This is a genomic window from Seohaeicola zhoushanensis, from assembly GCF_014656415.1.
GTDB classification, from domain to species: domain Bacteria; phylum Pseudomonadota; class Alphaproteobacteria; order Rhodobacterales; family Rhodobacteraceae; genus Seohaeicola_A; species Seohaeicola_A zhoushanensis.
The window spans coordinates 132,928-154,137 of sequence record NZ_BNCJ01000004.1 but is presented as its reverse complement, the minus strand read 5'-3'; the positions used below and the strand labels follow the sequence as shown (position 1 = coordinate 154,137).

24 protein-coding genes and 1 pseudogene are annotated in these 21,210 nt (G+C 68.0%); 9 read left to right on the top strand and 16 right to left on the bottom strand.

Annotated elements, in window-relative coordinates; all coding sequences use genetic code 11:
* Positions 1-17: 17 nt before the first annotated feature.
* Genes IE266_RS10305 through IE266_RS10295 form a run of 3 tightly spaced genes read left to right on the top strand, consistent with a single transcriptional unit; the run spans position 18 to position 2,141 of the window.
* Positions 18-902, top strand: coding sequence for an S-methyl-5'-thioadenosine phosphorylase (locus IE266_RS10305; RefSeq protein WP_189679999.1), 885 nt, complete (start codon positions 18-20; stop codon positions 900-902).
* A 60-nt stretch (positions 903-962) separates the two neighbouring features.
* Positions 963-1,592, top strand: a complete 630-nt coding sequence (locus IE266_RS10300; RefSeq protein ID WP_189679998.1) for a LysE family translocator — start codon at positions 963-965, stop codon at positions 1,590-1,592.
* A 9-nt stretch (positions 1,593-1,601) separates the two neighbouring features.
* Positions 1,602-2,141 carry an adenine phosphoribosyltransferase gene (locus tag IE266_RS10295; RefSeq protein ID WP_189679997.1) on the top strand — a complete coding sequence of 180 codons (540 nt, stop codon included), beginning with the start codon at positions 1,602-1,604 and terminating at the stop codon, positions 2,139-2,141.
* A gap of 122 nt (positions 2,142-2,263) precedes the next feature.
* Here the strand turns inward: IE266_RS10295 and IE266_RS10290 are convergent, their stop codons facing one another.
* From IE266_RS10290 to IE266_RS10230, 13 genes and pseudogenes are all read right to left on the bottom strand, one after another.
* Complete coding sequence (locus IE266_RS10290; protein ID WP_189679996.1) at positions 2,264-2,641, bottom strand: DUF8776 family protein; 378 nt, start codon at positions 2,639-2,641, stop codon at positions 2,264-2,266.
* Between the two features lie 2 nt (positions 2,642-2,643).
* Positions 2,644-3,030 (bottom strand): response regulator, encoded by a 387-nt coding sequence (locus tag IE266_RS10285; RefSeq protein WP_189679995.1) that lies wholly within the window; start codon positions 3,028-3,030, stop codon positions 2,644-2,646.
* A 42-nt stretch (positions 3,031-3,072) separates the two neighbouring features.
* Positions 3,073-3,570, bottom strand: coding sequence for a CheR family methyltransferase (locus IE266_RS10280; protein ID WP_189679994.1), 498 nt, complete (start codon positions 3,568-3,570; stop codon positions 3,073-3,075).
* 112 nt (positions 3,571-3,682) lie between these two features.
* Positions 3,683-3,931 (bottom strand): annotated as a pseudogene (locus IE266_RS27290) (hypothetical protein); the annotation flags it as partial.
* On the bottom strand, positions 3,928-4,398 hold the full coding sequence (locus tag IE266_RS10270) for a chemotaxis protein CheW (RefSeq protein WP_189679993.1): 471 nt from the start codon (positions 4,396-4,398) through the stop codon (positions 3,928-3,930). The gene IE266_RS10270 and the pseudogene IE266_RS27290, both read right to left, overlap by 4 nt.
* Position 4,399: 1 nt before the next feature.
* On the bottom strand, positions 4,400-6,508 hold the full coding sequence (locus tag IE266_RS10265) for a chemotaxis protein CheA (RefSeq protein ID WP_189679992.1): 2,109 nt from the start codon (positions 6,506-6,508) through the stop codon (positions 4,400-4,402).
* A gap of 7 nt (positions 6,509-6,515) precedes the next feature.
* Complete coding sequence (locus IE266_RS10260) at positions 6,516-6,884, bottom strand: response regulator (protein WP_189679991.1); 369 nt, start codon at positions 6,882-6,884, stop codon at positions 6,516-6,518.
* Positions 6,881-7,156, bottom strand: a complete 276-nt coding sequence (locus IE266_RS10255) for an STAS domain-containing protein (RefSeq protein ID WP_189679990.1) — start codon at positions 7,154-7,156, stop codon at positions 6,881-6,883. Before IE266_RS10255 ends, IE266_RS10260 begins: the two co-directional genes overlap by 4 nt.
* 12 nt (positions 7,157-7,168) lie before the next feature.
* Positions 7,169-7,714 carry a chemotaxis protein CheD gene (locus tag IE266_RS10250; RefSeq protein ID WP_229864020.1) on the bottom strand — a complete coding sequence of 182 codons (546 nt, stop codon included), beginning with the start codon at positions 7,712-7,714 and terminating at the stop codon, positions 7,169-7,171.
* 61 nt (positions 7,715-7,775) lie between these two features.
* Positions 7,776-10,343 carry a methyl-accepting chemotaxis protein gene (locus tag IE266_RS10245; RefSeq protein WP_189679988.1) on the bottom strand — a complete coding sequence of 856 codons (2,568 nt, stop codon included), beginning with the start codon at positions 10,341-10,343 and terminating at the stop codon, positions 7,776-7,778.
* Positions 10,344-10,388: 45 nt separating this feature from the next.
* Positions 10,389-10,958, bottom strand: a complete 570-nt coding sequence (locus IE266_RS10240) for a hypothetical protein (protein ID WP_189679987.1) — start codon at positions 10,956-10,958, stop codon at positions 10,389-10,391.
* 186 nt (positions 10,959-11,144) lie between these two features.
* Positions 11,145-12,164 (bottom strand): ACP S-malonyltransferase, encoded by a 1,020-nt coding sequence (locus tag IE266_RS10235; RefSeq protein WP_189679986.1) that lies wholly within the window; start codon positions 12,162-12,164, stop codon positions 11,145-11,147.
* Positions 12,164-14,341: a dehydrogenase E1 component subunit alpha/beta gene (locus IE266_RS10230; RefSeq protein WP_189679985.1), complete on the bottom strand. Its 2,178-nt coding sequence runs from the start codon at positions 14,339-14,341 to the stop codon at positions 12,164-12,166. Before IE266_RS10230 ends, IE266_RS10235 begins: the two co-directional genes overlap by 1 nt.
* Positions 14,342-14,562: 221 nt before the next feature.
* On the opposite strand from IE266_RS10230, the gene IE266_RS10225 reads away from it, so the two are divergent.
* From IE266_RS10225 to IE266_RS10210, 4 genes are read left to right on the top strand one after another with little or no spacing between them, the layout of a single operon-like run.
* A complete protein-coding gene (locus IE266_RS10225) occupies positions 14,563-15,570 on the top strand; it encodes an LLM class flavin-dependent oxidoreductase (protein WP_189679984.1) in 1,008 nt (335 codons plus the stop codon).
* A 13-nt stretch (positions 15,571-15,583) separates the two neighbouring features.
* Positions 15,584-16,366 (top strand): SDR family NAD(P)-dependent oxidoreductase, encoded by a 783-nt coding sequence (locus tag IE266_RS10220; protein ID WP_189679983.1) that lies wholly within the window; start codon positions 15,584-15,586, stop codon positions 16,364-16,366.
* 14 nt (positions 16,367-16,380) lie between these two features.
* A complete protein-coding gene (locus IE266_RS10215; RefSeq protein ID WP_189679982.1) occupies positions 16,381-16,668 on the top strand; it encodes a DUF3303 domain-containing protein in 288 nt (95 codons plus the stop codon).
* A gap of 8 nt (positions 16,669-16,676) precedes the next feature.
* Positions 16,677-17,264, top strand: coding sequence for a histidine phosphatase family protein (locus IE266_RS10210; protein ID WP_189679981.1), 588 nt, complete (start codon positions 16,677-16,679; stop codon positions 17,262-17,264).
* On the opposite strand, the gene IE266_RS10205 is transcribed toward IE266_RS10210, so the two are convergent.
* Genes IE266_RS10205 through nthA form a run of 3 tightly spaced genes read right to left on the bottom strand, consistent with a single transcriptional unit; the run spans position 17,261 to position 18,863 of the window.
* Positions 17,261-17,575, bottom strand: a complete 315-nt coding sequence (locus IE266_RS10205; protein ID WP_189679980.1) for a nitrile hydratase accessory protein — start codon at positions 17,573-17,575, stop codon at positions 17,261-17,263. The genes IE266_RS10210 and IE266_RS10205 overlap by 4 nt on opposite strands.
* Positions 17,572-18,249 carry a nitrile hydratase subunit beta gene (gene nthB, locus IE266_RS10200; protein WP_189679979.1) on the bottom strand — a complete coding sequence of 226 codons (678 nt, stop codon included), beginning with the start codon at positions 18,247-18,249 and terminating at the stop codon, positions 17,572-17,574. The genes IE266_RS10205 and nthB overlap by 4 nt, the downstream gene beginning before the upstream one ends.
* Positions 18,246-18,863, bottom strand: coding sequence for a nitrile hydratase subunit alpha (nthA, locus tag IE266_RS10195; RefSeq protein ID WP_189679978.1), 618 nt, complete (start codon positions 18,861-18,863; stop codon positions 18,246-18,248). The genes nthB and nthA overlap by 4 nt, the downstream gene beginning before the upstream one ends.
* 112 nt (positions 18,864-18,975) lie before the next feature.
* Here nthA and secG point away from each other — a divergent pair, with 112 nt between their 5' ends.
* Together secG and pyrG are read left to right on the top strand one after the other, a co-directional pair.
* Entirely contained in the window at positions 18,976-19,335 is a 360-nt protein-coding gene (secG, locus tag IE266_RS10190) for a preprotein translocase subunit SecG (protein ID WP_189679977.1), read from the top strand.
* A 169-nt stretch (positions 19,336-19,504) separates the two neighbouring features.
* The gene (gene pyrG / locus IE266_RS10185; protein ID WP_189679976.1) at positions 19,505-21,148 is read left to right on the top strand and encodes a CTP synthase; all 1,644 of its coding nucleotides are present in this window, start codon (positions 19,505-19,507) and stop codon (positions 21,146-21,148) included.
* The last annotated feature ends 62 nt before the right edge of the window (positions 21,149-21,210 follow it).

Below are 21,210 nucleotides of genomic sequence, written 5' to 3'. Positions count from 1 at the left end.
GCAAGCAGGGGCAGAGCATGACAGACACCTTCATCGGGATCATCGGCGGATCGGGCATCTATGACATCGAGGGCCTCGACAATCCCGAGTGGATCGGGATCGAGACGCCCTGGGGCTCGCCCTCGGACCAGATCCTGACCGGAATGCTGGACGGTGTCGGCATGGCTTTCCTGCCCCGCCACGGGCGCGGCCACGTGCATACCCCCTCCTCGGTGCCCTATCGCGCCAATATCGACGCGCTGAAGCGGATCGGGGTGACCGACGTGATCTCGGTCTCGGCCTGCGGCTCGTTCCGCGAGCAGATGGCGCCGGGCGATTTTGTCATCGTCGACCAGTTCATCGACCGCACCTTCGCGCGCGAAAAATCCTTCTTCGGCCCCGGCTGCGTCGCCCATGTCAGCGTCGCCCACCCGACCTGCCCGCGCCTCTCGGCGGCCTGCCTCTCGGCCGCCATCGACGCCGGCATCACCGTGCATGACGGCGGCACTTACCTGGCGATGGAAGGCCCGCAGTTCTCGACCCTGGCGGAATCGAAGATGTACCGCGAGCAATGGGGCGCCGATGTCATCGGCATGACCAACATGCCCGAGGCCAAGCTCGCCCGCGAGGCCGAGCTCTGCTATGCCTCGGTCGCCATGGTCACGGATTACGACAGCTGGCACCCCGACCACGGCGAGGTGGACGTCAGCCAGATCATCGCCACGCTGATGGGCAATGCCGACAAGGGCCGCGCCATGGTGCGCCGCCTGCCCGCCCTGCTGGGGGCCGACCGCACGCCCTGCCCGCATGGCTGTGACCGCGCGCTCGACCATGCGATCCTCACCGCGCCGGACCGCCGCGACCCGCTGATGATGGCCCGACTCGACGCCGTCGCCGGGCGCGTCCTGGGGCGGCCCGCGTAAGGGCTTGGCAAAGCGCGCGTTCCGTGGCTGAGTTGCCGCCTCTGATGCGGAGACCCTGAGATGACCTTCGAATTCTGGCTGGCCTTCGTCGCCGCCACGGTGATGCTGCTGCTGATCCCCGGACCGACCGTCCTTCTGGTGCTGAGCTATGCGGTCAGCAAGGGCCGCAGCGTCGCCATCGCCACCGCGCTTGGCGTGGCGCTCGGCGATTTCATCGCCATGACCGCCTCGCTCCTGGGGCTGGGTGCGCTGGTGCTGGCCTCGGCCACGCTGTTCACCGCGCTGAAATGGGTGGGCGCGGCCTATCTCGTCTGGCTCGGCGTGAAACTGCTGCGCTCGGCACCGTCGCAGGGGCTGACCGCCGACACCACCCGGCGCGACGTCACCGCCCGCGGCGTCTTTGTCCATGCCGCCGTGGTCACCGCGCTGAACCCGAAGTCCATCGCCTTCTTCATCGCCTTCGTGCCGCAGTTCCTGCGCCCCGAGGCGCCGCTGCTGCCGCAGTTCGCGCTGCTGATCGCCACCTTTGTCGGCCTTGCGGCGGTGAACGCGCTGGCCTATGCGCTGCTGGCCGACCGGCTGCGCATGACCATCGGCAGGCCAAAGGTTATCACCGGACTGACCCGCACCGGCGGCCTTGCGCTGATCGGGATGGGCCTGGTCACCGCGCTGCTGCGCCGCCCCGCCTAGGAGATCCCGATGCCGAAAAGCCGAACCGTCCGCGACTATATCCGCACCATCGTCGACTTCCCCCACGAGGGGATCATGTTCCGCGACGTGACCACGCTCTTTGCCGATGCGCGCGGTTTTCGCATGGCGATCGACCAGATGCTGCACCCCTATGCCGGCATGGAGATCGACAAGGTCGTCGGCCTCGAGGCGCGCGGTTTCATCCTCGGCGGGGCCATCGCGCACCAGCTCTCGGTCGGCTTCGTGCCGATCCGCAAGAAGGGCAAGCTGCCGGGCACCACGATCAGCCAAGATTACAAGCTCGAATACGGCGAGGCCATCGTCGAAATCCACGACGACGCCATCGCGCCGGGCGAGCGCATCCTGTTGGTCGATGACCTGCTTGCCACCGGCGGCACCGCGGCGGCGGGCATCAAGCTGGTCGAGCGGCTGGGTGGCGAGATCGTCTCCTGCGCCTTCGTGATCGACCTCCCCGACCTCGGCGGTCGCCGCCTGCTGGAGGGGATGGGCATGGATGTTCACGCGCTCTGCGCCTTCGAGGGGGCCTGAGGCAAGCCGCCTCAGCCAGCGCCCGATGGCCGACAGGCACCAAAACAACGCAGTGCGCCATCGCGACGCGTTGGTACCTCTCCGTGAGCGGTCCCGCCCCGAATTCTGTGCGCCGACGTTCATCAGAACAGGTCCACCTCCCCGCTGATCCGCCCGGCCTCATCAACCACCGGCTGGCGCGGGTGCCCGGCCAGCTTGCCGGCCAGGTCGCGCAGGGTGATCCGCGCCAGCATGTCATGCACCTCGACCGGGTGCGCCTCGGGCACCTGGTCGGCCAGCGCCAGCACATAGGCGCTGAGCTCGCCCAGGGTCTGCACGATCAGGTCGATCTTCTGCAGGTTGCCCAGCGCCTCGCGCCGGGTCGGTTCATGGTCGAGGATGGCGTGGGCAATGGCGTCCTCCAGTCGCCGCCCCTCGTCGCGCAGGTCGCGCAATTCGTCCGCCACCAGGCTGACCAACTGGGCAAGCGGCATCGGATCGAGCCTGGCGGAACGCGACACGGTCAAAGCTGGCCGACAACGGCCTGGATGCATTCACGCATCTGCGGTGTGGTGAACGGCTTCTGGATGAAGTTGTTCATGCCCAGCTGGCGCCCGACGTTGATGATGTTCTGATCCACCCTCCCGCTGACCAGGATGAAGCCCACGCCCTTGGTCGCAGGGTTGTGGCGCAGCGCCTGCAAGAGGTGCAGCCCGTCCATGTTCGGCATGTTGTAATCCGAGATCACCAGGTGCACCGGCTTCTGCGCCAGGGCCTGCAGCGCCGAGGCGCCGTCGGTGCTGAAGTCGATCTTCCTGATGCCCATCTCCTCCAGCGCCATGATGATGAGGCTCCGGCTGGTCGACATGTCGTCGACCACCATGATGGTCAGCGCGTCTCTCAAGGCCATGTGGGGCTGTCCCTTTCCTGTTGTCGTCTTGCGATCATGGTCTCAGACCCGGCGGAAGGTGGTCTTGCCGACCATTTGCAGGCTGCCCTTCAACTCCGGACCGATCCGCTCGGAATGGCCGGTGAACAGCGTGCCGCCCGGCGCCAGGACCGAGGCCAGCCCGGCCCAGACCCGCGCCTGCACGTCGTCCTCCATGTAGATCATCACGTTGCGGCAGAAGATCGCGTCGAAGGGGCCGGTGACCGGCCAGGGCTCCATGAAGTTCATGTAGCGAAAGCTGACCAATTCGCGCAGCGCCGGGCGGATGCGCAGCTTCTCGCCTCCGCGCTCGAACATCAGCGCCGCCAGCTCGGGGGTAATGGCCTCGGCCCTGTCGGCCGGGTATTCCGCCCGCTCGGCCACCGCCAGCACCCGGCGGCTGATATCGGTGGCAAGGATGCGCAGATCGTGTCGGCCGGCCTCGGCGAAATGCTTCAGCACCACCGCCGCGATCGAATAGGCCTCCTCCCCCGTCGAGCAGCCGGCCGACCAGAGCCGCACGCGCCCCCCCCGCCCGCGCCTTCTGCACCAGGTCGGGCAGCAGCGCCTCGGCCAGCGTGTCGAAATGGTAGCCCTCGCGAAAGAAGCGCGTCGTATTGGTGGTCAGCGCCTCGACCATCGCCTCGCGCTCGTCGGCATTCCGGGCTGCCTGCACGTGGTCGACATAGTCGCAGAACCGGCTCATCCCCAGCTCGCGCACCCGCCGCGACAGCCGCGAGAAGACCAGCGCCTCGTTCGTGGGCGGCATCCGGATGCCCGAGACCTCGTGCAGGATCTCGGTGATCCGCTGGAAATCCGCGGTTCCATAGTCGATATCCCGCCCGATCGGCCCACCCGGCAGATCTGCCTGCAACACGCTCATGACGCCTCTGCGGTTTCCGCGACCTTGGGCAGCACGGTCTGGATATCGAGCACCCGCAACATCCGCTCCCTGGTGACGATGACCCCTTCGATGAAATTGCGCGTCGCCTCGGATGTGACATCCGGCGTCGGCTGCACCTCGGAGGCATCGACCGCTATGATATCGGCCACCGCGCTGACCAGGAAACCGGTGGCCTGGGTGCCGATCACGGCAATGACGATCACGTGGCGGTCATCGGGGACCGATGGCCCCAGGCCCAGCCGCGCCGAAAGGTCGACGATGGGAACCACCGAACCGCGCAGGTTTATGACCCCCAGCACGTATTTCGGCGCATGGGGCAGGATCGTCGCCGGCGACCATCCGCGGATTTCGCGCACCATCATGATGTCGATGCAGAAATCCTGGTCGCCCACGCGGAAGGTCACCAACTCGCGAACGCCGGGCTGCACATGGGTTGCCGTCGTCATTTCACACCTCGTCCAACAGGGCCAGTTCGCCGGGGTCGATGGCCGCCCCCGAGCGATGCGCGGTTTCTTCGGGATCGATGATCAGGGCGATGTTGCCATCGCCGAGGATGGTGGCCGCGGCGACGCCGGGCACGTGCCCGTAGTTGGACTCGAGCCCCTTGATCACCACCTGCCGCTGGTCGAAGATCTGGTCGACCGCCAGCGCCCAGCTTGTGTGGCTGTCGGATTCGACCAGCAGTACCACCATGTCCGAGATCGAGGCCGGCGCGCCGCGATGGCCGAAGACGACGCCGAGGTCGATGACCGGCACCAGCTTGTTGCGCACCGAAACCACGAGGTTGTCGGCGCCGAGGGCATGGATATCCTCGGGTTTCGGGCGCAGTGTCTCGACGATGGCGGTGATCGGCACGACCATCGTCTGCCCGGCCACGTCGACCACCATTCCGTCCAGCACGGCGAGCGTCAGCGGCAGGCTGATCGACATCGTCGTGCCCTTGCCGCGCTGCGACTGGATGCTGACCCGCCCGCCGAGCTTCTGGATCGCGCTGCGCACCACGTCCATGCCCACGCCGCGACCCGAAAGGTTGCTGACCTGACTGGCCGTCGAAAACCCCGGCATGAACAGCAGGTTGTCGATCTCCGCGTCCTTCAGCTGCGACTCGGGCGGGATCAGCCCCTTTTCCACGGCGATCTGAAAGACCTTGGGCCGATTGATCCCGGCGCCGTCGTCGGAGACCTCGATCAGCACCCGGCCCGAGCGATGTGCGGCCGAGAGCGTGACCCGCCCCGTCGCGGGCTTCCCCGCGGCCAGGCGGTCCTGGGGCGACTCGAGCCCGTGATCCACCGCGTTGCGGATCATATGCGTCAGCGGATCGACCAGGCGCTCGATGATTGTCTTGTCGACCTCCGTTGCCTCGCCCTCGGTGACGAACTCCGTCTCCTTGCCCGAAAGTTCCGCCGCCTCACGCACGATCCGCGCCATGCGCTGGAACAGGGGTTTCACCGACTGCGCGCGGATCGCCATCACGCTCTCTTGGATGTCGCGCGCCAGGTTGCGGAATTCGGCGAGGCTGGTGGACAGATCACCCCGGTCGAGCAAGCCGGCATCCTTGACGCATTGCGTCAATACGGCCTGGTTGATGACAAGTTCGCCCACCATGTTGATGAGCCGGTCGACCAGGTCGAGATTGACCCGCACGGTCGCCTTGGGGCCTTCGGCCTCCGCCGGCTTGTCGCGGGACTGCGCGGGCGCGGGGGGTGGGGCGGGCGGTGCCCCGACCGGCGCGGCGACAGGCGTCTCGGGCGCGGCAGGCAGCGGAATTTCGGCACCGGCAGGGGCGTCGGCCACCGCTTCGATCTGCAAGTCGCACATGCCTTCGACGAATTCGAAGACGTCCCGCACCGCGCCTTCGCTTTCCTCGGTCACCAGCCGCAGCGTCCAGGACAGGTAGGCTTCGCCTGCCTCGATCGCGTCGAAATCCGGTAGCCCCTCGGTTGCGACCTCGACAGTCAGCACCCCCATTTCGTCCAGCTCGCGGAGGATCAGGGCGGTGTCGTTGCCACTGGCGTAGAGCGCCCGATGCGGGCGGAAAGCGATCACGAACGTGGTCTGCCCGGAATCCTGCGTAATGGCGCCCAGATCGAGGCTGAGCGGAGCGAACCCAAAGCCGCCTTCCCCCGAAACGGGCGGCGTGGGGGCCGGCGCGGATTCTGGCATGGCCACAAGGCCGGCCAGCCGCGCAGCGATATCGGGGCCGCTCCCCGCGTCGAGCTCCCGATTCTCGCGGCCCGCGGCCACCAGGTCGTTCAGGTGATCCGCCGCCCGGTGGCAGATCTTCATGCCCTCCTCGGTCGCCTGCAACTGGCCCGAGCGCATGGCGTCGAGCACCGTCTCGAACTGATGGGCGAAATGCACCAGCGCATCCAACCCGAAGGCCGCCGCGCCGCCCTTGATCGAATGCACCGCACGGAACACCGCATTGACGGTGTCGATGCTGAAGGTGGCGTCGGCGATGCCATCGTCGATCTCGCTCAGCCCGTCGTCCAGCGCCTCGAGCAATTCGTCGCATTCCTGGAAGAAGGTCTGCCGGATGTCGTTTGCGGTGCTCATGCCAACCTCATGCTACCGTGATCCGCCGGATGGTGCCGATCAGCTTGGCATCATCGAAAGGTTTGACGATCCACCCCGTGGCCCCGCTGCGACGGGCCCTGTCCTTGAGGTCCTGCGCGCTCTCGGTGGTCAGCACCAGGATCGGCAGCCCGGCATATTCCGCCGCGGCGCGAATGGTATCGATCACGCCGAAGCCGTCCATCCGCGGCATGTTGATGTCGGTGATCACCACGTCGGGGGCGATACCGGGGAGTTTCTCGATCCCGTCGATGCCATCCTCCGCGACATGCACCTCGAAGCCGCCCTCGGTCAGCGTATGGCGCAGCATCTCGCGGATGGTGCGGGAATCGTCGATTGCGAGTACCCTGATGCTCATTTCGGTGGTTCCTGCGTAAGGAGAACGGCGTCCAGCCCAAAGCGACGGAGGTCGTCGCACAGAGCTTCTGACGGGTGGATTTCGAAGCGATGCCCGTCCCGCTCCCAACGGCACGCGGCGGCGAGGAGCATTTGCGCGGCCAAGCCGCCCAGGAGCCGCAGATTGCCGCCCTCGAGCTGCACCGGCTGGCCCGTCGCCTGGCGCAACTGCGCCTGCAAGGCCGGCACGGCCGCGGTGTCGAGCTTTTCGCCAAGGTCTATGCGGAGCGTCATCGCGATCTTTCCTCAGAACAACGTCACATCGTCGTCGCCAGGAGGAGCGACAGGTTGTGGCCGATCCGGCTCGACCTGGTCCTCAAGAAGCATCTGCTGCGCCTGACCGGTCGTCGGCACGAAGCGCACCCGCCGGGCGAGCGTACCGCCCAGGCTTTCCGCCCGGCAGGGAATGCCTTCGTTCGCCAGGAACCGCCGCGCGAAGATCGCGTTCGACTCGCCGATCCGCCCAAGACCGCCGTTCATCATCGCCCCCCCGAAGAGCTTGGCTTCGAGGCGTGGTTTCTGGGCGCCCCGCTTCAGGAGACCGTTGACCAGCAACTCCATCGCCAGCAGGCCATAGCGGAACCCGATGTCCTGCTTGATCTCGCCGTCGGGCAGCAGGAAATGGTTCATGCCGCCGACCCGCGCGACCGGATCGCAGAGACAGGTCGCCACGCAGGAACCGAGGATCGTGGTCAGCACGACGGCAGGATCGTCCGAGACGCGAAACTCGCCCTGGATGACATGGGTTGTCCTCAGGCCCACGCCGGCGGGGGCCGAAACCGTTCCGTTCACAACGCACCGCCTTTCGCGCCCGCCGGCCGCCATTCCGGTTTGCCCGGAGAGGGCCGGATCCTCAGAAGTCTTCCCACTGCGCCGCGGCCTTTTCGATCGCCGGGGCCGCTCCGCCAGTTCTTGCCAACGCGCGTTCGGGTGGCCGTCGGGCCGCTGCCGCCTTCTCCGGCTGACGGGTCTGCACCACGCCGCCCGCCTCGGTGGTCTGTTCGGAGATGCGGAACTGCGCGACCGCATCGACGAGGCTCAGCGCGTTCTGGCGGAGACCTTCGCTCGCGGCGGTGGTTTCCTCGAGCCGGGCCGCGTTCTGCTGCGTCGAATGGTCGAGCTGGCCGACGGCCGTGTTGATCTCGGCAAGACTGGCCGATTGCTGCCGGGCCGAACCCGCGATCTCGGAAACCAGGATCGAGATCTCGGAGACGGATTCGACGATCTGGCGCAGCGCCTGGCCAGTGCGGCCGACCAGTTGCACCCCCGTCTTGACCTGGGTCGCGCTCTTGGCGATCAGGTCGTTGATCTCGCGCGCGGCATTGGACGAACGCTGGGCCAGCGCCCGCACCTCCGAGGCGACGACCGCGAAACCGCGCCCGGCGTCGCCGGCGCGCGCCGCTTCCACTCCGGCATTCAGCGCCAGGAGATTGGTCTGGAAGGCGATGTCGTCGATCACCTTGATGATCGAGGTGATCTTCTCCGAGGAATCGGCGATCTGATCCATCGCCGAAACCGTTTCCAGCACGACCTGGCCGCTGTTTTCGGCATTTGTCTTGGCCGCCGAGACCGCCGAATCCGCCCGGTCCGCGCCTGATGCGGCGGCGCGCACCGAGGTTGTCAGCGTGTCCAGCGCGGCGGCGGTTTCCTCGAGCGTGGCCGAGTTCGTCTCGGTCCGCCGCGACAGGCCATCCGCGGTGCTGGAAATGTCGCGCGCCTCGTTGTGGATGCTCTCCGCGCTGCGGGCGATGCCGCTCATCGCGCTGGCCAGCGTGCGGAGCGCCCCGTTGAAATCGCTGCGCAGCTGTTCGTAGGTCCCGCTGAAGGGCTCCTCGATGGCGGTGGTCAGATCGCCCTGGCTCAGCCTGGCGAGCCCGACCTGGAGCGCCTGGACCACCTGCCCCTGGCTCCGCTCAGCCTCTTCCCGCGCGCTGCGGGCAGCGGCCAGTTCGGCCTCGGATACCGTCACGTCACGCCCGAGCAGCAGGATGCGCATCGGCTTTTCTTCGCTGTCGCGGATCGTGGTGAGGCTGCCGTCGAGCAACGTGGTCGTTCCGTCCGTGGCGGCCAAGGCGATCTGCCCGGCATAGCCCTGGCCACGACCGGCCAGTTCGAGCAGTTGCGCCGCCGTCTGCCCCTGGCCCACTGATCTGACGATACTGGCGAAGGTCTGGCCCCTGACGGCGTCGACCGATGCGCGCAGCGCAGCCGCGAAGGCCGGATTGGCCTGGATCAGCTCGCCCGAGGGGGCAAATTCCGCCTTGAGCTGGTTGGCCTCTATCGACCCCAGCGTCGCCTTGCCGAGAAGGTCGCTGGTCACATCCGCCCATTCCAGCACATGACCGAGCGCCGCGCCGTCCTCGCCGCTCACCTCGCTGATCGAAAGCGAGAAATGCACCTCGCCAAGACGCAGCACACGCTGGCCCAGGGCGCCCTGGCCCGAACGGAGCAGGTCGCCCAGCTGCACGCCGGCGATGTTGCAGGCGTCGACGGGTTGGCCGACCAGTCCGGTCGCATCGAACCCCGGCAATACCTTGGAAAAGGCTTCCTCATGTTGGCTGAACAGCGCCGCCATTCTTGTGTTCAGGTAGCGGATCGTGCCGGTCTCATCGACCACCATCAGGGCCGCCGAACAACCCATGAAGGCCGAGCCCTTGAAACTGGCTTCACGCTGGATCGCCTGGCCGACTTCCAGTTGGTCGCGAAGCATCGACAGCGACTGGCCGATTTCACCAATTTCATCGCTGCGGCGCAGGCCGGGAATCCGGATGTCGTACCGGCTGTCGCCCAGCGCCTGGATGGCATCGCGAAACTGGCGCAGCGGCCGGACGATGAAACCGCCGCAGACCACCAGCGAGAGCGCCACCGCGCCGAGGAAGACCAGGCCGGCCCATAGCAACGCCTGCCGGGACGACTCCTCTGCGCGCGCGAGCATCCGCTCCGGGGTCCACCCCGTCGCGAGAACGCCCACGAGGGCATCGCCGCTGCCGAAGCGGAGCGGTACGGCCAGGGTCAGGCCATCGCCGGAGGCTGCGACCTCATCCCCGGCGAGAAGGCCTTTGGCGAGATCGCGCAGATGGCTCAGCCCGGCAACATCGCTGCCGAAGGCAGAGAGTTCGGTGCCATCCGCGCCCAGCACCACCGCGCCGATCAGCTGCCCGCCGGAGTCCGCCGCCGTGCCCTGCAGGATCTCGCCGATCTGTTCCCGTTTGCCGAATTTCACCGCGCCGCCGATGATGTCGCCAACCAGGACCGTATTGGACAGGGCCTGTTCGGCGACGATCTGCTGCGCCAGCCGTTCGGAATAGATCGATTCGACGTATTTCACCGTGCCGATCACCAGCCCGACCGTGACGACCAGGATCGCCGCGATCTTGAGGAAGATGGAATTCAGTTTCGGTCGCATGTTGAAAGGGGTCATGGAGCTCTGTCCTCGGTTCGGCGGGGCGGTCGCGGCCGGATGGCGTCAGAAGGCTTCGGCATTCAGGCCGATGGTCACCGCGCCGACCGGCGCGCCCTGCGCATCGGTCACGGTGAAGGACACCTGCGCCTGGTAGATCTGGCTGGATTCATCCAGTTCGACCTCGCTGACATGCAGGGCCGCGGGACCCCGGGGAAACGTCTGCTGGAACTTGGCCTCGTCGCCCTGCCAGAAATCGGAGGTGACATCGCTGACCGCGACATTCATGCCGCGGTTGTCCATCAGGATGATCTCGGTGATCCGCCCGCCGCTGTCGGCGACATGGGCGCGCAGCGCCCCGGACACCGGGGACTGCAGGATGGCGTCGATCGTCGGGGTTTTCGTCTGGCCGATTTCTGCCCGCCATGCGGCATCCCGTTTTATCAGCTGCGCCTCGCTCAGCCCGGCATGTGCCGCGTTGCTGGCGGCAATCGCCGCCTGCACCGAGGGCGTGGCGAGCCAGCCCCTGACCGTCGCATCGACGAAGCTTGTCATCGGGTCGTGCGGTTCGCCTGCATGTGCGGCGAAGGCGGCCACGGCGAGTGAGGCGGCGAGGGCAGAAAGTTTGAGAGGCATGTCTGATTCCGTCAGCTTGGCAGTCACCCATTGGGTGCAACCTGACCGGAAAGACTTAAGGTTCGGTGAAGCCGAACCCGGTTTGCCGGGGGGGGGGGGCGCCGCGTCACGGCCAAGCCCGGCCGCTGGCGGCGCAAACCCCTGGGATTTATCGAAAATTGCGCGGGAAAACCGACCGCTGACGGGTCAGCCCAGCAACGCCCGCTGCCCCGGATCGCCCATCGAGACGATGAAGGGCGCGGCGGCGCTGGCGGCGCGCACGTCCTCGCGGCAGGCCAGCCCCTGCCAGCCGGCCAGCACCAGCGATTGCGCCACCGCGCCGCCCATGGTTGTGCCCGGCCCCGTCACGATGAAGAGATCGGGGGCGAATTCACGGGCGGCGGTGGCGATGGCGCGGGTGAAGTCATAGGGTTCGGTCACCTGGTGCCCCAGCGTATAGGCGCGCAGCTGCGCCGGATCGGTGGCATGGGGCCACCAGATATGGCCGCGCCCGTCGATCAGCGGCCTGCGCGGGCCGCCGAACAGCTCCACGCCGAGCCGCGATTGCCCCTCGGCTGCCACCGGCGCCTGCAGCTCGGTGTGGAAGCCGGCGTGGTTGGCCAGCCGCATCGGGAAACGGTCGACCCTGGGCACGGCCGCCTCGAAGGCGGCGAGACCCTCGGCGTTGCCGGCCAGCACCAGCATCCCGCCGAGGTCGATCGACAGCCCCAGAACGTGTCCCGCCCGCGCGCCGATGCCGGCCACGATCTCCAGCAGCGCGGCCTTGCGCGCCGGGTCGGGGCGCCAGTCGTCGCCGAGGAAGGGATAGACCAGCTGGCCGCCGATCATATGCGCCTGCATCAGCGTGCCCATGGTGTTGGCGATCTCGAAACCGGCGGTCGGCGTCACGGCCCCTGCGGCAGCGAGCGCGGTGTACCAGCCCATCGAATTGCCGGTGACGGCGACCACCTCGACCCCGGTGAGCGACAGCGCGTCGAGCAGCGAACAGGCGTAGATCAGCGGCGAGGCGGCGTCGCCGCGGGTGTGTTTCGCGGTCGAGAACCGCTCGGCCCCGTCCAGCGCCGAGACGGTTTCCTGCCCGGCGGCCGCGCGGATCGCGTCGAAGGCGGCGATCTCGCCCGCGCCGGCATGGTGGCGCGCCAGGTAGCCAAGCTCGGCGGCGCCATAGGTGCCCCGGCCGGGGCAGATCACGACGGCGGTGCGCATCACTTGACCTCCAGCAGGCGTTTCGCGGCGGCCACGATCCCCGCGCGCGAGGGCAGCGGCGCGGCATAGGCCGGGCCGGTGGCGATGAAGCTGTCCTCGGCGGTGACGCGGGCGATGGGCAGGCCGGTGCGTTCGGCCAGCAGCGTCATCAGCGCCTCGGAGACGTTGCCCGAGCGGCGGCATTCGTCGACCACCAGCACCCGCTTGACCCCGTCGAGCGCCGCCAGCAGCGCCTCTTCGGGCAGCGGCGCCAGCCAGCGCAGGTCGATAATCCGGGTATCGGCGCCGATCTCGCCCTCGGCCTGGCGCGAGAGGTAGTAGCCGTTGGCATAGGTGACAATGGCCAGCTCGCGCCCGGCGCCATGCACGCCGACCTCGCCGAAGGGAATCCGGCGGTCGGGCTCGGGATAGGTCGTCATCCAGCCGCCGTCCTTGTCGGCCAGCAGGTCGCGCATCGGGTAGAGCGCGATGGGTTCGAGGAAGACCACCAGCCGCTGTTCCTCATGCGCGAGGCGCACGCATTCGCGCAGCATCATGGCGGCGTCCGCCCCGTTCGACGGGCAGGCCAGGATCAGCCCCGGAATATCGCGCAGCACGGCCAGCGAGTTGTCGTTGTGGAAATGGCCGCCAAAGCCCTTCTGATAGCCGAGCCCCGCGATGCGAACGACCATCGGGTTGGTGAACTGGCCCTGGGAAAAGAACGGCAGCGTCGCCGCCTCGCCGCGCAACTGGTCCTCGGCGTTGTGCAGATACGCCAGGAACTGGATCTCGGGCAGCGGGACAAAGCCGTTGTGGCCCATGCCGATGGCCAGGCCCAGGATCGACTGCTCGTCGAGCAGCGTGTCGATCATCCGGTCGGGGCCGAAGCGCGCGGTCAGCTTCTGGGTCACGCCATAGACTCCGCCCTTGCGGCCGACGTCCTCGCCCATCAGCACCACCTCGGGGCGTTCGAGCATCAGGTCGGTCAGTGCCCAGTTCAGGATGCGCGACATCGGCTGCGGATCCTTCATCGCGGCGAGATCCGAGCCGAAGACCCTGGCCCGCGCCTCCTGGCCGGGGAAGTTGGTCGGCGCGCAGGGGCGTTTGGGCGGAACCAGGCTCGCCATCACCTCGGCGGCGGTTTTCAGGTGCGGACGTTTCACGGCCTCGCCCGAGACGCGGGTGACGCGGGCGCAGGTCTCGTCGTAGATCGCCAGCGCCTCGGCCGGCTGCAGCGCCCCGGCGTCGCGCAGCAGGCGTACCGATTGCAGCAGCGGGTCGTTGGCCTCGTCGCCTTCGACCTCGGCGCGGCTGAGATAGGTGGTCGGCACATCGGCCCCGGCATGGCCGTAGAGGCGCACCGTGCGCAGGTGCAGGAAGGCCGGCTTGCGGCGGCGGCGGACATAATCGGCGGCCTCCTGGGCGACGGCGAAGGTGTCGTAGATGTCCAGACCGTCGGCCTTGAAATAGCGGATGCCGGGCCGCGCCCGCATCGAGGATTCGATCCAGCCGCGCGGGGTCTTGGTCGAGATGCCGATGCCGTTGTCCTCGCAGACGAAGAGCAGCGGCAGCGGGATCGACTGCACCGAGGTCCAGCCGGCGGTGTTGATCGCGCCCTGGGCGGTGGAATGGTTGGCCGAGGCATCGCCGAAGGAGCACATCACGATGCTCTCGGGATCGAGCCGCTGATGCTCGGGCGCGAGCCGGCGGGCCGCGCCGATGGAATAGGCCGCCCCCACCGCCTTGGGCAGGTGCGAGGCGATGGTCGAGGTCTGCGGCGGGATGTTCAGCGCGGCCGAGCCCAGCACCTTGTGCCGCCCGCCCGAGATCGGGTCCTCGGCCGAGCAGGCGAAGGAGAGCAGCATGTCCCAGACGATCTGCTGGCCCGGCACCTGGTCGGCACGGGCGATCTGGAAGGCGGCGTCGCGGTAATGCAGGAAGGCCATGTCGGTGGGGCGCAGCGCATGGGCGACGGCGGCCATGCCCTCGTGCCCCGAGGAGCCGATGGTATAGAACCCCTTGCCAGCCTTCTGCATCGCCCGGCTGGTGATGTCGAGCGCGCGGCTGGTCACCTGCGCGCGGTAGAGCGCCACCGCCTCCTCGGCCGCCAAGCCCGCGCGCGGCGAGGCGCCCGCCGGCAGGTCGTTGGCGGCAACCCGGCTGCGGAAGTTGGCATCGACGATTTCGGCGCGGTCCATCCGGTGGCCCTCCTTCAACTGCGCCGCATTGGTGACAAATCGCCCCGGCAATTGCCAGAGCAAAAGCCGGGCGCACCGCCGCCGCCGGGGCACCAAGAATTTCCGGGAAATTCTTGGCAAATTTCTCGTCGGAGAAATTTGCGCCGCACGGGCGGGCGCCGAGCCCCCTTTCCCCTGCCGGCCAGCCTGCTAGGCTGGCGCCGCATCACGGGAGAGTTGCCATGATCCGCCATTCCCTTCTCGACCTCTCGCCGATCTGCGAGGGCGGCAGCGCGGCCCAGTCGCTTGCCAATACGGTCGACCTTGCCCGCCATGCCGAGAGCCTGGGCTTCACCCGCTACTGGCTGGCCGAGCATCACAACATGCCCGGCATCGCCAGCTCGGCCACCTCGGTGGTGATCGGCCATGTCGCCGGGGCGACCAAGACGATCCGCGTCGGTTCGGGCGGGATCATGCTGCCCAACCACGCGCCGCTGGTCATCGCCGAGCAGTTCGGCACGCTCGCCACGCTGTACCCCGGCCGCATCGACCTGGGGCTGGGCCGCGCGCCGGGCACCGATGGGGCCACCGCCTGGGCGCTGCGGCGCAACATGACGCAGGAGGACAACTTCCCGCGCGACGTGGTCGAGCTGATGGGCTATCTTGGCGACCCCACCCCGGAACAACGGATCCGCGCGGTGCCGGGCACCGGCACCAAGGTGCCGCTCTACATCCTCGGCTCGTCGCTCTATGGCGCCGAACTCGCCGCGCAGCTGGGGCTGCCCTATGCCTTCGCCTCGCATTTCGCGCCGCAGGCGCTGGCGCAGGCGGTGGATATCTACCGCGACCACTTCCGCCCCTCGGCGGTGCTGGATGCGCCCTATTTCATCCTTGCCGTCAACGTCTTCGGCGCCGAGACCGAGGCCGAGGCGGCACGGCTCAAGTCCTCGATGCAGCTGGGCTTCGTGCGGCTGCGCACCGGTCAGCCGGGGCCGCTGCCGCGCCCGGTCGATGACATCGCGGCCCATGTCGACCCGGCCATGCTGCGGATGGTGAACCAGGCGCTGTCCGTCTCGGTCACGGGCCCGAAGGAGAGCGTGCGCGCCGGGCTGGAGCAGCTCTGCGCCCGCTTCGCGCCCGAGGAGATCATCTTCAACAGCCAGATCCACGACCACGCCGCCCGCAAGGCCTCGGTCGCCATAGCGGCGACGGCGATGGCAGAGATGAACCGCGCCCAGGCCGCGGAGTGAGGGAGGAAGACCTATGGCAAACCCGTTCGACCTGAGCGGCAAGGTGGCGCTGGTGACCGGCGGCAACGGCGGCATCGGCCTCGGCATGGCCGAAGCCATGGCGGCGGCCGGCGCTTCAGTGGCGATCTGGGGCACCAATGCCGAGAAGAACGCCCGCGCGCTTGACAGGCTCCGCGCCCATGGCGGCGAGGCCGAGGCCTTTGTCTGCGACGTCTCCGACCGCGCGGCGGTCGAGGCGAGCATGGCCGCGACGCTCGACCGTTTCGGCCGCGTGGACGGCTGCTTCGCCAATGCCGGCGTCTCGGGCCGGGGCGAACGCTCCTTCCTCGACATCACCCCCGAGGAATGGCGCCGCGTGCTCTCGGTCAACCTCGACGGGGTCTATCACACCTACCAGGCGGTGCTGCGCCACATGGTCGCCCGCGCCGAGGCCGGCGACCCCGGCGGCCGGCTGGCCTGCGTCTCGTCCCTGGCCTCGGTCTCGGGCGCGGCGCGCAACGAACATTACGCCGCCTCCAAGGGCGCGCTGAACGCGATGACCTATGCGCTGGCGGTGGAATTCGCGCGCTACGGCATCACCGCCAATGCCATCCTGCCCGGCTGGATCGCCACCGACATGACCGAAACCGCCCGCGACAACGCGAAGTTCGCCCAGGCCGCCGGCGCGCGCATCCCCGTGCGCCGCTGGGGCGAGCCGACCGATTTCGGCGGCATCGCGGTCTACCTGATGAGCGATGCCTCGGCCTATCACACCGGGCAGCTGCTGCAGATCGACGGCGGCTATTTCCGGTTCTGAACGGAGGATCGGCCATGATGTTCATGGTCATCGAACATTTCGACAAGAACGACATGATCCCGGTCTACCGGCGGCTGCGGTCCGCCGGGCGGGCCCTGCCCGAGGGGCTGGCCTATCACGGCAGCTGGATCGAACCCAACTTCGCGCGCTGCTTCCAGCTGATGGAATGCGACGACCTGCGGCTGCTTCAGCACTGGGTGCTGAGCTGGCGCGACCACGGCGTGACCTTCGAGATCGTGCCCGTGGTGCCCTCGGCCGAGACCCGCGAGATCGTCGAACCCTTCCTCGACCGCGAGGACTGAGCCGCGCCATGGCCCGCCGCGTGGTCTACCTGTCGCATCCGCAGGTGATCGTCGATGCGGCGAAGCCGGTCGAGCGCTGGTCGCTGAACCCCACAGGGCAGGCGCGGGTCGCGGCGCTGGCGGCCTCGGGCCGGCTGGTGGGCACCGCCTGGATCGTCAGCAGCGCCGAGACCAAGGCCATCGAGACCGCCGACCCGCTGGCCCGCGCACTCGGGCTGACGCCGATCATCCGCGCGGCCATGCACGAGAACGACCGCAGCGCCACCGGCTTCCTGCCGCCGGCCGAGTTCGAGACGGTTGCCGACACCTTCTTCGCAAATCCCGAGACCAGCGTCCGCGGCTGGGAAACCGCCGCCGCGGCCCAGCGCCGGATCTGCGGCGAGGTGCGTGCCTGCCTGTCGGACTTCCCCGAAGGCGACGGGCTGATCGTCGGGCATGGAGCCGTCGGCACCCTGCTCTACAGCGCGCTGGCGGAGCTGCCGATCTCGCGCCGGCACGACCAGCCGGCGGGTGGTGGCAACTGGTTCGCCTTCACCGGGTGGTCGGCGCCGCTTGCCCCTTGGGCGCCGATGGAGACGCTGGGCACCCGCCTTTAGTCGCGCAGATGCACCGGCTGCCCGTGCGGCGTTTCGAGATAGGCGTGCTCCCAGGCGTGCTTCACCCGGGCGGCCTCGGCGGGATCGGCCGCGCCGTTTTCGGCGAGGAAGGTCTCCAGCGTCTCCAGCCAGGCGTTGAAGTAATCGTCGCCGCCGTCGAGATCGCGCGCCAGCCCGTGCCGGGCCAGCGTCGCGCCAAAGCGCGCGGCCCAGTCGGGCCAGTCGAGCTGCCCGGATTCGTTCAGATGCACCGTCAGCGCGAACAGCTGGGCGTGCCAGGGCTCGGCGAATACCGGTTCAGGGCGCGTCATGCCGGCTCCAGGTAGCTCTGCCAGAGGTCCAGCACCACCTCGTCGTTCGGATGCTCGGGCATCTGCCAGAGTTCGACCGCCGGGATCGCCACCGCGTAGAGCGGTTCGGCCTGGTCACCCAGCCCGTGGGCGCTGGTGTCGGGCAGCACGTGGATGCCGTGCAACCGCAGGATACGCCCCCGCGCCCCGGCCGCATAGGCCGGCAGCCGCGTGTGGCCGCCCTCGACATGGGTGTTCTCGGGGTGACGGCGCAGCCGCACCGCCTGCCCTTCGGTGAAATGCGGCGCAACCCGTCCCGGCCTTGTATAGGGGCTGCCCTTGGCCAGCACCTCGGGCACCGCCTCGGCGCGCAGCGCGCTGTAGGACAATGCATGGCGCCCCTCGGCGGCCTCGCCCTTCAGCTCGTCGGTCGTCAGCACCGAGGTCTCGACCAGCAGGTCGGCCAGCGCGGCGATCCATTTCTCGTAGTAGCTGAAGCTCGAATAGTCGCGCACCGACAGGCATTCGCGCGTGTGGCGCGACATGTCGATGTTCCACTGCCCCAGCGCCCCGGCGGCCAGCGTCAGCGCGGCGGCGCGGGCGTGCCAGTCCTCGTGGAAGACCGGCTCGTCCTCGCCATCGGGGTGGATCGCGCCATAGCCATAGCGCCCGCCCATGTCATGCGCGCGGGTCATGCCGGCACCTTTGCCAGGCCGGTACCAATCATGCTGTTGCGCGTCACCAGCTGCGCCAGCGCCTCGCGGTCCATGCCTTCGGTGCCTTCGGGGCGCATCGGAATCACCAGGTAGCGGACCTCGGCTGTCGAATCCCAGACCCGGATCGCCATCTCTTCCGGCAGGCGCACGCCGAATTCGGCCAGCACCCGGCGCGGCTCGCGCACGGCGCGCGCGCGGTAGCCGTCGGATTTGTACCAGGCCGGCGGAATGCCCAGCAGCGGCCACGGATAGCAGGAGCACAGCGTGCAGACGACCATGTTATGCGTCTCGGGCGTGTTCTCGACGGCGACCATGTGCTCGCCCTGCCGCCCGTAATAGCCCAGCTCGCGCACGGTTGCCGTCGCGTCGGACAGCAGCGCGGCGCGGAACCCCTCGTCGCTCCAGGCACGGGCCACCACCTCGGCGCCGTTCTTCGGGCCGATGCGGTTCTCGTAGGTGTCGATGATCGCGTCCAGCGCGGCCGGATCGACCAGGCCCTTGCGGGTCAGGATGGTTTCCAGCGCCTTGACCCGAAGTGCCGGATCGGAGGGCAGAAGCGAATGCGGGTGGTCGTCGTGATGATCGTGGGGCATGGCGGAAGACTGCGCCTGCGCTCATTGTCTTGTCCAGTGGCAAACTGATGCCTTGCCCCGGCCGGCGAACTTGCATAGATACCCCCCGTCAGCCGCCCGAGGACAATTCGGTATGGAAAACGTCGTACTCATCATCCACCTGATCCTGGCCTTCGGGCTGATCGCCATCGTGCTGCTTCAGCGGTCCGAAGGGGGTGGCCTCGGCATGGGCGGCGGCGGCGGCGTGATGAGCGGACGTGCGGCCGCAACGGCCCTGGGCAAGCTGACCTGGTTCCTGGCCATCGGCTTCATCTGCACCTCGCTGGCCCTGACCATCATCGCGGCAGAGAAATCGGCCGGCACCTCGGTGCTCGACCGCCTCGGCCCGGCCCCGGCAAACGCGCCGGCGGATCCGGTGCAAGTGCCTGCCGGCACTGACCTTTTGCCGCCCTCCTCGACCGATAACGCGCCGCTGGTGCCCAAGGCCGACTGAGGCCGCAAGGCCACAATACCTTGATCGAATACAAATAGCTGCAACATCATGTTGCGGTCGTCTTGCCCTTGTCGCGCGAATCCCTTATATGTGGACTCCCGTGATGCAGGGTTTTTTCGAAAGCCTTGGACATACAGGTTTTCGGCCAATCACGGGGGCAGCGACACCAATGGCGCGTTTCATCTTCATTACCGGCGGCGTCGTCTCCTCACTCGGCAAGGGGCTGGCATCGGCCGCGCTCGGCGCATTGCTCCAGGCGCGCGGCTATTCGGTGCGGCTGCGCAAGCTCGACCCCTACCTGAACGTCGACCCCGGCACGATGAGCCCCTTCGAGCACGGCGAGGTCTTCGTCACCGATGACGGCGCCGAGACCGACCTCGACCTCGGCCATTACGAACGCTTCACCGGCGTCGCGGCGCGGATGACCGATTCCATTTCCTCGGGCCGGATTTATTCCAACGTGCTCGAAAAGGAGCGCCGCGGCGACTACCTCGGCAAGACCATCCAGGTGATCCCGCACGTCACCAACGAGATCAAGGACTTCATCCGCATCGGCGAGGACGAGGTCGACTTCATGCTCTGCGAGATCGGCGGCACCGTCGGCGATATCGAGGGCCTGCCCTTCTTCGAGGCGATCCGCCAGTTCATCCACGAGCGTCCGCGCGGCGAATGCCTGCTGATGCACCTGACGCTGCTGCCCTACCTCGCCGCCTCGGGCGAGCTGAAGACCAAGCCGACCCAGCACTCGGTCAAGGAACTGCAAAGCATCGGCCTGGCCCCCGACATCCTGCTGCTGCGCTCCGAACAGCCGATCCCGGACAAGGAACGCGAGAAGATCGCGCTCTTCTGCAACGTCCGCAAATCGGCGGTGATCGCCGCCTATGACCTCAAGACCATCTACGAGGCGCCGCTGGCCTATCACCGCGAGGGCCTCGACCAGGCCGTACTCGACGCTTTCGGCATCTCGCCGGCGCCGCGTCCGAACCTGGACCGCTGGACCGACGTCATGGACCGCATGACCAACGCCGAGGGCGAGGTCCGCATCGCCATCGTCGGGAAATACACCCAGCTCGAAGACGCCTACAAATCCATCGCCGAGGCGCTGACCCACGGCGGCATGGCCAACCGCACCCGCGTCAAGGCCGAATGGATCGACGCCGAGATCTTCGAACGCGAGGACCCGGCCCCGCACCTCCAGCGTTTCCACGCGATCCTGGTGCCCGGCGGCTTTGGCGAACGCGGCACCGAAGGCAAGATCAAGGCCGCGCAATTCGCCCGCGAGAAGGGCGTGCCCTATCTCGGCATCTGCCTCGGAATGCAGATGGCGGTGATCGAGGCCGCCCGCAACCTCGCCGGCCTCAAGGATGCCGGCTCCGAGGAATTCGACCACGAGGCCGGCAAGAAGCGCTTCACCCCGGTGGTCTACCACCTCAAGGAATGGGTGCAGGGCAACCAGAAGGTCGAGCGCAAGGTCGGCGACGCCAAGGGCGGCACCATGCGCCTGGGCGCCTATGACGCGGTGCTCAGGGAAGGCTCGAAGGTGGCCGAGATCTATGGCTCCACCGCCATCGACGAACGCCACCGCCACCGTTACGAGGTCGACATCCAGTATCGCGACAAGCTGGAGACCTGCGGTCTCAGCTTCTCGGGCATGTCCCCCGACGGCCGCCTGCCCGAGATCGTCGAGATCCCGAACCACCCCTGGTTCATCGGCGTGCAGTTCCACCCCGAGCTGAAGTCGAAACCCTTCGCACCGCACCCGCTCTTCGCCGATTTCATCCGCGCGGCGAAGGAAGCCAGCCGGCTGGTCTGACACCTTCCCGCCGATCGCGGCAGCGTGATGCGCGCGGGGGCTTTGCGCCCCGCGCGCGGTGG